The 14,645-nt window shown below is 61.9% G+C and carries 14 protein-coding genes; 13 read left to right on the forward strand and 1 reads right to left on the reverse strand.

What is annotated here, in order from left to right:
- Positions 1 to 27: 27 nt before the first annotated feature.
- The 13 genes from NAV27_RS07605 (at position 28) to NAV27_RS07665 (ending at position 12,416) form a co-directional block, all read left to right on the forward strand.
- Positions 28 to 1,719, forward strand: coding sequence for a flagellar hook protein FlgE (locus NAV27_RS07605; RefSeq protein ID WP_102828828.1), 1,692 nt, complete (start codon positions 28 to 30; stop codon positions 1,717 to 1,719).
- 197 nt (positions 1,720 to 1,916) lie between these two features.
- Positions 1,917 to 2,657 carry a flagellar basal-body rod protein FlgF gene (gene flgF, locus NAV27_RS07610; protein WP_008570746.1) on the forward strand — a complete coding sequence of 247 codons (741 nt, stop codon included), beginning with the start codon at positions 1,917 to 1,919 and terminating at the stop codon, positions 2,655 to 2,657.
- Between the two features lie 42 nt (positions 2,658 to 2,699).
- Entirely contained in the window at positions 2,700 to 3,485 is a 786-nt protein-coding gene (gene flgG / locus NAV27_RS07615) for a flagellar basal-body rod protein FlgG (RefSeq protein ID WP_008570745.1), read from the forward strand.
- 83 nt (positions 3,486 to 3,568) lie between these two features.
- Entirely contained in the window at positions 3,569 to 4,267 is a 699-nt protein-coding gene (gene flgH, locus NAV27_RS07620) for a flagellar basal body L-ring protein FlgH (protein ID WP_043299257.1), read from the forward strand.
- A 17-nt stretch (positions 4,268 to 4,284) separates the two neighbouring features.
- Positions 4,285 to 5,382 (forward strand): flagellar basal body P-ring protein FlgI, encoded by a 1,098-nt coding sequence (locus NAV27_RS07625; RefSeq protein ID WP_043299416.1) that lies wholly within the window; start codon positions 4,285 to 4,287, stop codon positions 5,380 to 5,382.
- 13 nt (positions 5,383 to 5,395) lie between these two features.
- A complete protein-coding gene (gene flgJ / locus NAV27_RS07630; protein WP_102828829.1) occupies positions 5,396 to 6,577 on the forward strand; it encodes a flagellar assembly peptidoglycan hydrolase FlgJ in 1,182 nt (393 codons plus the stop codon).
- A gap of 3 nt (positions 6,578 to 6,580) precedes the next feature.
- Positions 6,581 to 8,620: a flagellar hook-associated protein FlgK gene (gene flgK / locus NAV27_RS07635; protein WP_043299262.1), complete on the forward strand. Its 2,040-nt coding sequence runs from the start codon at positions 6,581 to 6,583 to the stop codon at positions 8,618 to 8,620.
- 11 nt (positions 8,621 to 8,631) lie between these two features.
- Positions 8,632 to 9,897: a flagellar hook-associated protein FlgL gene (gene flgL / locus NAV27_RS07640; RefSeq protein WP_043299263.1), complete on the forward strand. Its 1,266-nt coding sequence runs from the start codon at positions 8,632 to 8,634 to the stop codon at positions 9,895 to 9,897.
- A gap of 122 nt (positions 9,898 to 10,019) precedes the next feature.
- On the forward strand, positions 10,020 to 10,340 hold the full coding sequence (locus NAV27_RS07645; RefSeq protein WP_043299265.1) for a ComEA family DNA-binding protein: 321 nt from the start codon (positions 10,020 to 10,022) through the stop codon (positions 10,338 to 10,340).
- A 358-nt stretch (positions 10,341 to 10,698) separates the two neighbouring features.
- Positions 10,699 to 11,136 carry a YkvA family protein gene (locus NAV27_RS07650; protein WP_043299267.1) on the forward strand — a complete coding sequence of 146 codons (438 nt, stop codon included), beginning with the start codon at positions 10,699 to 10,701 and terminating at the stop codon, positions 11,134 to 11,136.
- A 112-nt stretch (positions 11,137 to 11,248) separates the two neighbouring features.
- Positions 11,249 to 11,572 (forward strand): helix-turn-helix domain-containing protein, encoded by a 324-nt coding sequence (locus NAV27_RS07655; RefSeq protein ID WP_043299268.1) that lies wholly within the window; start codon positions 11,249 to 11,251, stop codon positions 11,570 to 11,572.
- Positions 11,569 to 11,949 carry a hypothetical protein gene (locus NAV27_RS07660; RefSeq protein WP_043299270.1) on the forward strand — a complete coding sequence of 127 codons (381 nt, stop codon included), beginning with the start codon at positions 11,569 to 11,571 and terminating at the stop codon, positions 11,947 to 11,949. Before NAV27_RS07655 ends, NAV27_RS07660 begins: the two co-directional genes overlap by 4 nt.
- Positions 11,949 to 12,416, forward strand: coding sequence for an SEL1-like repeat protein (locus NAV27_RS07665; RefSeq protein WP_043299418.1), 468 nt, complete (start codon positions 11,949 to 11,951; stop codon positions 12,414 to 12,416). Before NAV27_RS07660 ends, NAV27_RS07665 begins: the two co-directional genes overlap by 1 nt.
- Positions 12,417 to 12,489: 73 nt before the next feature.
- Here the strand turns inward: NAV27_RS07665 and NAV27_RS07670 are convergent, their stop codons facing one another.
- Complete coding sequence (locus NAV27_RS07670) at positions 12,490 to 14,571, reverse strand: carboxy terminal-processing peptidase (RefSeq protein ID WP_043299272.1); 2,082 nt, start codon at positions 14,569 to 14,571, stop codon at positions 12,490 to 12,492.
- Positions 14,572 to 14,645 lie beyond the last annotated feature (74 nt).

The raw sequence follows: 14,645 nt of genomic DNA on the forward strand, positions 1-14,645 counted from the left end.
CCGGCACCCGGCGAAAGGAGCGATTCAATGTCCTTCAATATCGGTCTCAGCGGCCTGCGTGCCGCGAGCAAGGATCTCAACGTCACCGGCAACAACATCGCCAACGCCGGCACGGTCGGCTTCAAGCAGTCGCGTGCGGAGTTTTCCGATGTGTATGCCGCTTCCGTCATGGGGACCGGCAAGAACCCGCAAGGCAGCGGTGTGCTGATGTCGAACATTTCCCAGCAGTTCAACCAGGGCAACATCAACTACACGCAGAACGCTCTGGATCTGGCGATCAACGGCAACGGCTTCTTCCAGGTCAGTAACAACGGTGCCATGAGCTATACCCGCGCGGGCTACTTCGGCACCGACCGCACCGGGTTTCTGGTCGATAACTTCGGTTACAAGCTGCAGGGCTATCCGGTCGATGCGAACGGCAATCTGCAGAGCGGCGTCGTTGGCGATCTGCAGGTGCAGACCACCAACCAGGCACCGAAGGCGACCAGCCAGATCACCACGGCGTTCAACCTGAATTCGACGCAGACGTCGCCGGCGACTTGGCAGGCTGCATTTAATGGTGCGGCATTAGCGGAACTGAGGGCGCAGCCGGGTAGCATGGCCCTCTCGAGCAGCCAGATAGATGATGTTGCGTTTGACCCCGTCGCCTGGCAATCCGACTTGTCAACGGCAGCACCCGGCGCGGGCGATTTTTTTCTCGCTAAATTGAAAGGTATCTATAGCGAGCCGAGCAGGACGCCCTTTGAGGATGGTGCTGGTAATCTCGTTGACTCCGCGGGGTATGAAGCGGCCATCAAAGCGGCAATTCGGTCTGCCATGAATGCAGCCGATACAGCGGTCTTGGCTGATTCTGTTGCGGTTGCGTCAGTTGAAAGTATTGCTCTTCCTGCTGCGGCGCTGACATTTGATCCGGCGGATCCGACTACATATAACAGCTCTACCTCGCTTAACATCTATGACTCGCAAGGCAACGCGCATGTCATGACGCAGTATTTCGTCAAGACCGGCGCTAATACGTGGGATATGAAGGTTCTGGTTGATGGGCGCAATCCGGCCGATCCGGCGGGCGAGCCTCTGCCATACGTGATGGGGCTGACCTTCAACTCCGCTGGCGCGCTGACGACTGTTAGTGATGACGGCTCGGGGCTGTTTTCTGTCGATGCTGCCACCAAGAAGGTCACTCTCAACGCGGCGACCGGCAATCCGCCTACCGGTGGTTGGGTGCCGGCCATTGCCGATGGCGCTAACTGGAGCTGGAACGGCGCCCTGGCCAACCCGGGTGGCATCGTCCTCGACTTCTCCAAGTCCTCGCAGTACGCCAGTACCTTTGCGGTAAACAGCGTGGCTCAGGACGGTTACACCACCGGCGAGCTGGCCGGCCTGGAAATCGACGACACCGGCGTGATCTTTGCGCGTTACACCAACGGCCAGTCCAAGGTGCAGGGGCAGATTGTGCTGGCCAACTTTGCCAACGTGCAGGGCCTGACTCCGGTGGGCAAGACGCAGTGGGTGCAGTCGTTCGAATCCGGTGAGCCGGTGGTGGGCACGCCGATGTCCGGCACCCTCGGGGCGCTGCAGGCCGGTGCGCTGGAAGACTCCAACGTCGAACTGTCCGACCAGCTGGTCAACCTGATCGTCGCCCAGCGCAACTATCAGGCGAATGCCAAGACCATCGAAACGGAAAGCGCGATCACTCAGACCATCATCAACCTGCGCTGAGGTTGAGAGGCAAGCGGCTTGCCGCCACCGGCAGGATTCCGCCGCTTCCTCGATCGAAGGCCCGCAAGGGCCTTCGTCGTTTCTGAAAAACGCTTCCGATTCAATGGCTTGGGCGGTTATGGTCGCGGTGGCACGCGCCTTGCTATCTCGATGTCAACAGAATGGCGAGTGTCAATCTCGCGTCTTGGAGTTTGCTGATGGACAAGATGCTCTACGTGGCCATGACCGGCGCCAGCCAGAACGCGCGGGCACAGCAGGCCCATGCGAACAACCTGGCGAACATCTCCACCACCGGATTTCGGCGGGATTTCGAGCAGGCGCGTTCGATGCAGGTGTTCGGCGACAGTTTCCCGGCGCGTGTCTACGCGATGACCGAGCGCCCGGGTACGGACTTTACCGCCGGCGCGCTACAGGAAACCGGGCGCGATCTGGATGTCGCCATCGAAGGCGAAGGCTGGATCGCGGTTCAGGCGCCCGATGGTGGCGAAGCCTACGTGCGCACCGGCAGCTTGAATATCGATGTGCTCGGCGTGCTGCGTACCGCCGATGGCATGCCGGTGATGGGCAACGGCGGGCCGATCGCCATTCCGCCCGAGGAAAAGGTCGACATCGGTCAGGACGGCACCATCAGCATCCGCGCTCTGGGCGAAGACCCGAACGTGGTCGTCACTGTCGATCGCCTGAAACTTGTCAATCCCGATCCGCAGCAGCTGGAGAAGGGCACCGATGGGCTGATCCGCATGAAGGGCGGCCAGCCAGTGGAGGCCGACGCAGGCGTGCGCGTGACCTCGGGCTTCCTCGAGGCGAGCAATGTGAATGCGGTGGCCGAAATGACATCCATGCTGGCGCTGTCGCGCCAGTTCGAACTGCACGTGAAGATGATGCGCACCGCCGAGGATGATGCGGCTGCGATGGCTCGCGTCCTGCAAATCAGCTAACACCAGCGCGTCGCGTCCGCTCGACGCACGAGGAGAAAGCACATGCTTCCAGCACTTTGGGTCAGCAAGACCGGTTTGTCCGCCCAGGACATGAACCTGACGACCATCTCGAACAACCTGGCCAACGTCTCGACCACCGGCTTCAAGCGTGATCGTGCCGAGTTCCAGGACCTGCTCTATCAGATCCGTCGCCAGCCCGGCGGGCAGTCCAGCCAGGACAGCGAGCTGCCGTCCGGCCTGCAACTGGGTACCGGGGTACGCATCACCGGCACGCAGAAGATCTTTACCACCGGCAGCCTGCAGACCACCGAACAGCCGCTCGACATGGCGATCAACGGGCGCGGCTTCTTCCAGGTGCTGCTGCCTGACGGCACCGTGTCCTACACCCGCGACGGTAGCTTCCACCTGAGCTCCGACGGCCAGATCGTCACCTCCAACGGCTATTCGCTGGAACCTGCCATTGTCGTGCCGCCGGAAACCCAGACTTTCACCGTCGGCGAAGACGGCACCGTCTCGGTGACTATGCTGGGCAATGCGCAGCCGCAGATCATCGGCAATATCCAGACGGCTGACTTCATCAACCCGGCCGGCCTGCAGGCGATGGGCAGCAACCTGTTCCTGGAGACCGCGGCCAGCGGCGCGCCGCAGATCAGTACGCCGGGCCTCAACGGCCTGGGTACGGTGCTGCAAAACACCCTGGAAAACTCCAACGTCAGCGTGGTGGAGGAGCTGGTCAACATGATCACCACCCAGCGCGCCTACGAGATGAACTCCAAGGTCATCTCCACCGCCGACCAGATGCTGTCGTTCGTTACCCAGCAGTTGTAAGTCGCGTTAACCGTTGTTGCAGGGCATGGATAGCTCGCTGTGTCCGAAGTCGTTTCAGTGGCCCTGTCCGGGCTGAGGTGTGTATGAGCCGCTTGTTGACCGTTGTTGTCTCGATATCGTCCGCGCTGGCCCTGGCCGGCTGCGTGGCGCCGGCGCCCAAGCCGAACGATCCGTACTATGCGCCGGTGCTGCCGCGTACGCCGCTGCCGGCGGCGCAGAACAACGGTGCGATCTATCAGGCCGGTTTCGAGACCAACCTCTACGACGACCGCAAGGCCTTCCGGGTGGGCGACATCATCACCATCACCCTCAACGAGCGGACCCAGGCGAGCAAGAATGCCTCGTCGCAGATTTCCAAGGACAGCAGCGCCAACATCGGCCTGGGCTCGCTGTTCGGCGGTGGCGTTTCGATGGGCAATCCGCTGACCGGCAACAAGATGACGCTCGGCGCCGAATACGAGGCTGAGCGTGACACCTCCGGCTCCGGTCAGGCGGGGCAGAGCAACAGCCTCTCCGGCTCGATCACGGTGACCGTCTCGGAGGTGCTGCCCAACGGTATCCTCGCGGTGCGCGGTGAGAAGTGGATGACGCTCAACACCGGCGACGAGCTGGTGCGCATCGCCGGCCTGGTGCGGGCCGACGACATCACCACGGACAACACCGTGCCTTCGACACGGATTGCCGACGCGCGCATCACCTATTCGGGCACGGGTGCCTTCGCCGACGCGAGCCAGCCGGGTTGGCTGGATCGCTTCTTCATCAGCCCGCTGTGGCCGTTCTGACCGGAGGCTGTTCCATGATGCGCAAAATCTTCGTGCTGCTCGGCCTGCTCGGCCTGGCCATGACCGCCCAGGCCGAGCGCCTCAAGGACGTCGCCACCATCAACGGCGTGCGCGCCAACCAGCTGGTCGGCTACGGACTGGTGGTCGGCCTGAACGGCAGCGGCGACCAGACTACACAGACGCCGTTCACCGTGCAGACGTTCAACAACATGCTGGCGCAGTTCGGCATCAAAGTGCCGGCCGGCGGCAACGTGCAGCTGAAGAACGTCGCGGCGGTTTCCATTCACGCCGAGTTGCCGCCATTCGCCAAGCCTGGGCAGACCATCGACATCACCGTGTCCTCTATCGGTAACGCCAAGAGCCTGCGCGGCGGCAGCCTGCTGATGGCGCCGCTCAAGGGCATCGACGGCAACGTCTACGCCATCGCGCAGGGCAATCTGGTGGTCGGCGGTTTCGATGCCAGCGGCGCCGACGGCTCACGGGTCACCGTCAACGTACCGTCGGCCGGGCGAATTCCGGGAGGGGCGACCGTCGAACGGCAGGTGCCGAGTGCCTTCAACCAAGGCAACACGCTGACGCTCAACCTCAATCGACCGGACTTCACCACGGCGAAGAATATCGTCGACCAGATCAATGACCTACTCGGCCCAGGCGTGGCGCAGGCGCTGGATGGCGGCTCCATCAGCGTCAGCGCGCCGCTGGACCCGAGCCAGCGAGTGGATTACCTGTCGATCCTGGAGAATCTCGAGGTTGACGTCGGCCAGGCGGTGGCCAAGGTCATCATCAATTCGCGCACCGGCACCATCGTCATCGGTCAGAACGTGCGCGTGCAGCCAGCCGCCGTCACCCACGGCAGCCTGACGGTGACCATTACCGAGGATCCGCAGGTTAGCCAGCCGGAGGCGTTCTCCGCTGGGCAGACCGCGGTGGTGCCCAACTCCCGGGTGCAGGCCGAAGAGGAAGCCAAGCCGATGTTCAAGTTTGGTCCCGGCACCACGCTGGACGAGATCGTGCGTGCGGTGAACCAGGTCGGCGCGGCGCCCAGCGACCTTATGGCGATTCTCGAGGCGCTCAAGCAGGCCGGTGCATTGCAGGCCGATCTGATCGTGATCTAAGGGTTTAACGGATATGGATACTCGTCTGGGCGCCAGCGGGCGCGGTCTCGACAGCGGCAGCTACACCGATCTCAATCGCCTCAACCAGTTGAAGGTGGGTAAGGATCGCGATGGCGAAGAAAACGTGCGCAAGGTTGCGCAGGAATTCGAGTCGCTGTTTCTCAACGAGATGCTCAAGTCGATGCGCTCGGCCAATGCCGTGCTGGCCGAAGACAACCCGCTGAACAGCCAGGCCGCCAAGCAGTATCAGGAGATGTACGACCAGCAGCTGTCGGTCAGTCTGTCGAAAGACGGCGGCGGCATCGGCCTGGCCGACGTGTTGGTGCGCCAGCTGAGCAAGCAGACTGAAACCGCCAGCCGGCCGAACCCGTTCGCCCAGGTCGCTGCCACCGAAGGCGCGAGCTGGCCGAACAAGCCGGCCGCGGCGACCGAGGCCGTGCGTGACGACTCGCGTCTGCTCAACCAGCGCCGCCTGGCGTTGCCAGGCAAGCTCAGCGAGCGCCAGGTCGCCAATGTTTCGGCAACCAATCCTGCCGCGCCGCAGGCGCTGGTATCCGATGGCAAGCCGCTGGTCGAACTGGACTGGAAGCCCGCCACCGCCTTCGCCGCCCCGCAGGACAAGTCGCTGATCGTCAACGGGGTACCGGCGAATGCCGCCGCAGCGCCGAGCAAGACGCGCTTCAGCTCGCGCGAGGAATTCATCACCACCATGCTGCCGATGGCCGAGAAGGCCGCCGAGCGCCTGGGCGTCGAGCCACGCTATCTGGTGGCGCAGGCCGCGCTGGAAACCGGCTGGGGCAAATCCATGATCCGTCACCGCGACGGCAGCAATAGCCACAACCTGTTCGGTATCAAGGCTACCGGCTGGCAGGGGGAGTCAGCCACCGCGACCACCACCGAGTACGTCAATGGCAAGGCCACCCGCGAGGTAGCGGGCTTCCGAGCCTACGACTCCTTCGAGCAGAGCTTCAACGACTTCGTCAGCCTGCTGGAGAACAACGACCGTTACCGCACCGCCATTCAGGTCGCCAGCAATTCCGGTGATTCCGAGCGCTTCGTCAAGGAGCTGCAGAAGGCGGGCTACGCCACCGATCCGCAGTACGCGCGCAAGATCAGCCAGATCGCGCGCAAGATGCAGACCTATCAGACCGTCGCCGACGCAGGTTCGGCGCCCGCCATGCGGACCAGAGGCTAATTCATGGCTGACCTACTCAATATTGGCCTGTCCGGGCTTTCCGCCAGCAAGACGCAGCTGTCGATCACCGGCCACAACATCAGCAACGTCAACACGCCGGGCTACACGCGCCAGGATGCGACCCAGGCGACACGGCTGGCACAGTTCAGCGGCGCGGGTTATATCGGCTCCGGCACCACGCTGGTCGATGTGCGCCGCAGCTATAGCGAGTTCCTGACCAGTCAGTTGCGCAGCAGCACGGCGCTCAATAGCGACGTCGCGGCCTACAAGAGTCAGATTGATCAGCTCGACTCGCTGCTTGCCGGTACTACCACGGGAATCACCCCGGCATTGCAGAGCTTCTTTTCCGCATTGCAGACCGCGGCCGAGGACCCGGCCAACATTCCGGCGCGGCAGCTGGTGCTGGCCGAGTCCGAAGGCCTGGCGCGGCGTTTCAATACCGTCTATGACCGGCTGGCCGAGCAGAACGCGTTCACCAACAAGCAGATGTCCGCAGTCACCGATCAGGTCAACCGACTGGCCAGCAGCATCGGCAGCCTGAACGAAGCCATCGCCGTCGCTGCCGCCAATGGCAAGCAGCCGAACGATCTGCTTGATGCTCGCGAAGAGGCGGTGCGCCAGCTGTCCACCTACATCGGCGTAACGGTGGTTCCGCAGGACGACAGCAGCTTCAACATCTTCATCGGCAGCGGCCAGCCGCTGGTGGTGGGCAGCAGCGTGGCGCGCCTGGAAGTGGTGCCGGGGCAGGGCGACCCTAACCGCCACGAGGTACAGTTCATCAGCGGCGGCTCGCGCCAGGGCATCACCTCGCAGATCAGCGGTGGCGAGCTGGGCGGGCTGATTCGCTACCGCAGCGAGGTGCTGGACTCGACCATGAACTCCTTGGGCCGTCTGGCACTGGCGGTGAGCGATCAGGTCAACAGCCAGCTCGGGCAAGGGCTGGATCTGAAGGGCAATGTGGGGACGGCGCTGTTTGGCGATTACAACGATCCGGCGCTGGCCAAGCTGCGCGTCAATGCGTTTTCCGGCAACAGCAGCAACGCGCAACCGGCGCTGAACATCACGCAAACCAATCTGCTGACCACCAGCGACTATCTCATGGAGTACGGCGCTGGCGGCTACACGGTGCGTCGCCTGAGCGACAGCCAGCCGATGACGGTGACCACTAATGCGGATGGCAGCCTGAGCATCACCGACAAGAGCGGCCGGGATCAGGGATTCCAGATCGTGCCGGGAACGCCGGCACCCGCGCTGGGCGACAAATTCACGCTGCAGCCCACGCGTCGCGGTGCAACCGATATCACGGCGGTGCTCGATCAGGCGGATCAACTGGCGTTCGCCGCGCCGATGCGTGCCGAAGGTAATTTGCAAAACAGCGGAACCGGACTGATCGGTCAGCCTGATCTGGTCAATGGCCCGTCGCCGATAGACAAGAGCGTGCTCAGCGCAGCCAGCCTTTCGCTCGAGGTAACGCTGAGTGCAGATGGCAAGACCTATACGCTGGGCGATCCGCTGCCGAGCGGCTGGTCGTACGTTGATGATCAGGGCAATCCGTTGACGCCCGCTCCCAGCTTTACGTCGGGCACCGCCAATACCGTGCGGGTGGCTTATACGTCTGGCACCGAGACGTATCAGCTGGCCTTTGCCATGAGCGGCCGTCCGGCAAATGGTGATGATTTCAGTATCGCCTTCAACCAGAGTGGAGTCTCCGACAACCGCAACGCCCTGAAGCTGGCCGACCTGCAAAGCAAGCAGAGCATCGGTGTCGATAACAACGTGGCGGGTTCCGGTTTCAGTTTCACCGACGGCTATGGCGAGCTGGTCGAGCGCGTTGGCACGCTGACCGCGCAGGCGCGACTGGACAGCGAGGCGAACGGCGCGATCCTCAAGCAGGCCACCGACAACCGCGACTCGCTGTCGGCGGTCAACCTCGACGAGGAGGCCGCCAACCTGATCAAGTTCGAGCAGTACTACAACGCCTCGGCGCAGATCATTCAAGTTGCCCGCTCGCTGTTCGATACATTGATCAGCACCTTCCGCTAACAGGCCCGACCATGCGCATCTCGACCTTGCAGGCATTCAACAACGGCGTCGCCGGGTTGCAACGCAACTACGCCAACGCGACCCGTACTCAGGAACAGATCAGCACCGGCAACCGCATCCTCACTCCGGCCGACGATCCGGTCGCGTCGGTACGCCTGCTGCAGCTGGAACAGCAGCAGAACGTGTTGAGCCAGTACAACGCCAACCTCACGGCGGCGAAGAACAGCCTGACCCAGGAAGAGGTCACGCTCAATTCGGTAAACACCGTATTGCAGCGCGTGCGCGAGCTGGCAGTACAGGCCGGCAACGGCGCGCTCGATCCGCAGGATCGCAAGTCCATTGCGGCCGAACTGGGCGAGCGAGAGGATGAGTTGCTGTCGTTGATGAACACCCGTAACGCGCGAGGCGAATATCTGTTCGCGGGCTTTCAGGGCAAGACACAGCCGTTCGTGCGGGGCGCCGATGGCAGCTATAGCTACGAAGGTGATGAGGGGCAGCGCAAGCTGCAAATCGCCAGCTCGTTAAATATTCCGATCAGCGACAATGGCAAGTCGGTCTTTGAGAACGTGATCAATGCCGGGCGTTACCAAAGCGTCTTCACCGCTCAAGCCGGTTCCACGTTGAGCGTTTCGGCTCCGCTGGTTCAGGATGAGGTCGCGCTCAGCGCAAATCCGGCATTTCCCGCTGCGGGCATTGGCGTGCACTTCACTTCGGAAACTGACTACATCGTCTACGATCTCAGCGCTCCGCCAGCTGATTTTGCTGATCCATTTGCCGATCCCAATCTCGTCCTCGCGTCCGGTTCTTTGGACGACAAAACGGACACAAGCGACAAACTCGTTTTTCGTGGTGTGGTCATGCAGTTTAACGGCACGCCTGCGGCTGGCGATTCGGTTGAGGTTACGCTGGACGCTACTCAGCAGAAGCAGGGCATCCTCAGCACCATCGCCAGCCTACGCTCCGCGTTGGAAAACCCTATCACGGGTAATCAGGGGGTTCACGATGCCGTTGCCGTCGCGCTGACCAACCTCGACCACGGCATGGTCAGCGTCGATGCCGCGCGCGGCAATATCGGTGCGCGGCTGAACGTGATCGAAACGACGCAGACCGATAACGAGGACGTGACGCTGGTGAACAAATCGGTGCAGGCCGAGCTGAAAGAGCTGGACTATGCCGAAGCGTTGTCGCGCCTGTCGTTCCAGACCGTCATCCTCGAGGCGGCGCAGCAGAGCTATGTGAAGATCAGTGGGCTCAACCTGTTCAACGCGATGAGGTAACGGCAGGTTGACGGGGTTCGCAAAAAACGCATCCCGTTTTGACTTCGCTAGAACGCTGTCTAGATTAAGCACGCTGCGGAGCAGGAAGTACCGCAGCCTTCAAACTTCATAAGGACGTGAATATGAGCAAAGCATTTCTTTCCGCAGTGGCCTTCGCGCTACTCACCTCGCTGGCCGTGCCAGGCCATGCTGCCAGTAATCCTCAGCAGAGCGCTCCTGCCGCTGTACCGGCAGCGAATGCCGAGATTGCAGTCGTCAAGATCAACAGCGCCGACGCAGAAACCCTGACCCGGGAACTCAAAGGCATCGGCCCGACCAAGGCGAAGGCGATCATCGATTATCGCGACGACCACGGCCCGTTCCAGTCAGTCGACGAGCTGCTGGAGGTCAAGGGCATCGGCGCGGCAACGCTCGAGAAGAACCGCAGCAAGCTCAGTCTGTAACCTGCAGCCGAAGCGAGTCGCACTGGCTCGCTTCGTGCCAGCCCCTCCTTCGGCCGAACCCTGTCGCTGCAGCCCAGTCAAAAACGCTATCGAAAAAGCGTTGACATATGACGGTTATGCACATTTCAAACGGCCAGGAGACCGTTCGTCTCCGTCTCCTTGTCGTTGCTTAATCAAATGACATAAGTCATTGTTTTTCAATGACTTGGGCGGCTGCGCAAAAAAGGAGCGATTTGTCTCAGAGGCCCGTGAGTAGGGCGTTTGACGCAATCATCCATAAACAATTCACAAGGTTATCCACAGCTTCTGTGGGTAACCTCGCTAACCCAGCAAGGACGCTGCCTGGAGGAAACTCTGTATGAAAGCGCCCTGGAATTTCCTGCGATACCTACCCGTTGCCCAACGCGTCATTGCTCGTGGCAGAGTTCCCGCGTTGCTGCTGGCGGTCGCGCGTAAGCGCTCCTCTCACGGCGGGTTGCTCAAAGGTTTGCGTGAGGATCTGTCGCTGTTTCAGGCGTTGTGTGTCGCTTGGTGGCGCGGAGAGTACCGGGCGATCAGCAAGTCGACGCTCGTGTCGGTAGTTGCCGCGCTGTTGTACTTTCTGTCGCCGCTGGACGCGCTTCCGGACTGGATTCCCGGGCTCGGCTTCATCGATGACCTGGCGGTGATGGGTTGGGTCATGCGCAAGTGGTCCGACGAGCTTGTGGCGTTTCGTGGCTGGCGCGACGCTCAGCCACCGTCGCGTAAAGCGGCGCTGGAGGTGTTGCCGGCAGCGCAGGAAACCGAGCGACGTTAGAGCGGATGCGCTGCCGTTGCATACAGTGAAATGCAGTGGCAGCGCGATGCTCCATTGCCTGTCCAGACTGTTAAGATTTGGCTATCTAGGCCAAAGAGTTCAGGAAAGAAAGATGAATGTGCAGGTCATCATGCGCGATGGCGCACCCGAATATGCTGTCCTGCCGTGGAGCGAATATGAAGCGCTGCTGAATGCGGTAGGGCGACGACCCGACGCTCCTCAGCCTGCCCCTGAAGCTGTTTGCGCATCGGCGCTGCGACAGCTGCCACAATTGCGTGAGGCGAAGGGGCTGGATATCGCAGCGTTGGCCCGCTCAGTAGGTATCAGCCCGGCCTATCTCGCATTGATTGAAAGCGGTGAGCGGGTACCCGATACGGCGATCCGCCGCGCCTTGGCCCGTGCCCTCGAGGTACCACGCTGGGAGGACGACGCTTGAACCTGCAACGTCCTGCGGTACGCATCAGTCGGCAGCATTGGCAAGCGCTGCTGCTGGAGTTGGGCGAGGCTCGCCGGCAGCGTCATCTGGTGACCTATCGAGCATTGGTCGAGCGCCTGCAATTGCCGGCTCCGGCCATGCAAACGCTGACCGCTGCGCTGGAGCATCTGGCCGCGTTGGATGCGCGGGCGGAACGGCCTTTGCGCAGCGCACTGGTCATCAGTCAGGGCGCCAGCCGTCTACCCCGTACGGGGTTCTTCGAGTGTGCGACGAAACTCGGGCGCTTCAGTGGACCGTCAGATGGGTTCGCTGCGGCATCCTGGCACGCTGGCGAGGTCGCGCGGGTTTTCGAATTCGACTATCCGGAGGTTCCATGATGCTCTGGAAGCTGCGCGCGAGCGCAGGCTATCTGCTCGCCCGCAAACTGATGGCTGCGCGTTGGGCGGTGCAACAGCCGAAGCTATGGCGCTGGATGGAAGGGCAGTTCTCGCGCAAGGCCAATCTGGGCGATCGTGCCGCGCAGAGTTTCTACGGCCATATGCTCTATTTTCGTGGCCAGGGTCTGGGCGCAAAGCAGGAAGGCATACGGCTGTTGCGTTTGGCTGCTCAGGCCGGCGATGCCAAAGCGGCCTACCAGCTGGGCGTGATCAGTCTCAGTGAAGATGCCTCGCGTGGTCCAGATGGCCCTGAGGCTGCGCGCTGGTGGGAGCAGGCGGCAACTGCCGGGCATCCGCTGGCGGCGATGCGGCTAGAGCAGCTTTACCGTGCCGGTGGCTATGGCCTGGCTGCGGATCCGGCAGAAGCCGATCGCTACAAGGCGCTCGCCGCACACCGCGGCATATAAGGTCTGCTGGAGCTGATGAGAATGAAAAAAGGCCGCCTCGTTGGGCGGCCTTTCTGTTAGCGCAGTTCAGTAATCAGTGCTGTGCCATCGCTGAATCGAGACCCAAGTAGTCGAGCAGAATCCGTCCGCTCTCCGCGAGATAGGCGTCGTCCTCCGGCTTGAGTTTCTCGGGCTCGTGAGGCGTACTCGTCTCGTCGTCCTTTTCCAGCTTGGCCAGAGGTTCTTCGCCCTTGGCCTGGCGCAGCGCGTTTTCCAGCGACAGCTGACGTTTCTCGATAGCGGCCTGCTGCGCGCGACGCTTGCTCTCGTTGAGACTTACCGTGGTTTCATGCATCAGCTCTTGGGTTAGAGCCAGGCGATCACGCGTAAACACGAAGTCCGGATTCTGCTCGGTACGCGCCTCGTGGCGCGCCTTGAGTTCGGCGAGGAACGGCTTGAACGGGTTCATATCAGGATTGATCGCGGCGCGGATACTGTCCCAGGGCATTGCCTCGGGCAGCGCGCTTTCGCCAATCTCCTTGGTATCGACGTCGGCCGGATAGCTGATGTCCGGAATCACGCCCTGGTGCTGGGTGCTCTGCCCGGAAACCCGGTAGAACTTGGCCAGAGTGAGCTTCAGTTCGCCGTGGTTGAGAGGCTGGATGGTCTGCACGGTGCCCTTGCCAAACGTCTGTCCGCCGAGGATCAGAGCCCGGTGATAGTCCTGCATGGCGCCAGCGAAGATCTCCGAAGCGGAGGCGGACAATCGATTGACCAGCACCGCTAGCGGACCTTTATAGAATGCACCGACGTTCTCGTCGGCCAGCACGTCGACGCGGCCGTCGGCGTTGCGCACCAGCACGGTCGGCCCCTGGTCGATGAACAAGCCGGTCAGCTCGGTGGCTTCCTGCAGCGATCCGCCGCCGTTGTTGCGTAGGTCGATCACTACGCCATCAACCTTCTCCTGCTGCAGCTCGGTCAGCAGTTTCTTCACGTCGCGGGTGGTGCTCTTGTAGTTCTGGTCGCCGGCGCGCAGCGCTTTGAAGTCGAGGTAGAAGGCCGGTATCTCGATGACACCGAGCTTGAACTGCTGACCCTGGTGCTCGAGGTTGAGCACCGATTTCTTCGCCGCCTGTTCTTCCAGCTTCACCGCTTCGCGAGTGATCGCGACGATCTTGCTGGTCTGGTCGTTGGGTGCGTTGCTCGCCGGAATCACTTCCAGGCGCACAACTGAGCCCTTCGGGCCGCGAATCAGCTTGACCACTTCGTCCAGTCGCCAGCCAATCACGTCGACCATCTCGTCATCGCTCTGGGCGACGCCGATGATCTTGTCGGCCGGCGCCAGCTGCTTGCTTTTCTCTGCCGGGCCGGCCGGCACCAGGCGCACGATCTTGACGTGCTCGTTGTCGCTCTGCAGCACCGCACCGATGCCTTCCAGCGACAGGCTCATGTTGATATCGAAGTTCTCCGCGTTATCCGGCGACAGGTATTGCGTGTGCGGGTCGTAGGACTGCGCGAAGGCGTTGATGTAGGTCTGGAACACATCCTCGCCGCGAGTCTGCTCCAGTCGCGCGAGCTGGTTCTTGTAGCGCTTGGTCAGCAGTTCCTGAATGGCCTTGGGCTCCTTGCCGGCAATCTTCAGGCGCAGGACTTCATCCTTCACGCGCTTGCGCCAGAGGTCATCGAGTTCGGCGCGATCCTTCGCCCAGGCGGCTTTCTCTCGATCCACCAGCAGCGTCTCGTCGACGGTGAAGTCGATCTTGTCGACGCCCTGTTGCAGCAGGCCCAGCGCATAGTTGAGGCGATCTTCCAGGCGCTCCAGGTGACGTTTGTAGATGAGGAAGCCCGGTTCCAGGTTGCCGCGCTTGAGGAAGTCGTCGAACTCGGTGCGCCAGCGATTGAATTCGGCGAGGTCCGATGCGAGGAAATAGCTGCGCGCCGGATCGAGCATCTCTATGTAGCTGTCGAAGATCTTTGCCGAGCGTGCGTCGTTGAGCGGCGGCTTGTTGTAATGGTGGCGCTTGAGTAGCTCGACGACGTTGAGGCTGGCGATGACCTGCTCGCGGTCCGGCTGAAGGTAATCCCACTTCGGTGCGTCGCCAGGCTTGGCCAACGCCAGCGAGGCCTGGAGGCCGAACAGCAGGGTGAAAACGGTGCAGGCAAGCGTGCGTTTCATGGTTTGAGGGCGACGTAAGGCTGAGGAATAACGCATATTAGGCCATCTAGGGTTGGCGCCGGTTCGTCAGGCGT

Source organism: Stutzerimonas degradans (assembly GCF_024448505.1).
GTDB lineage: Bacteria > Pseudomonadota > Gammaproteobacteria > Pseudomonadales > Pseudomonadaceae > Stutzerimonas > Stutzerimonas degradans.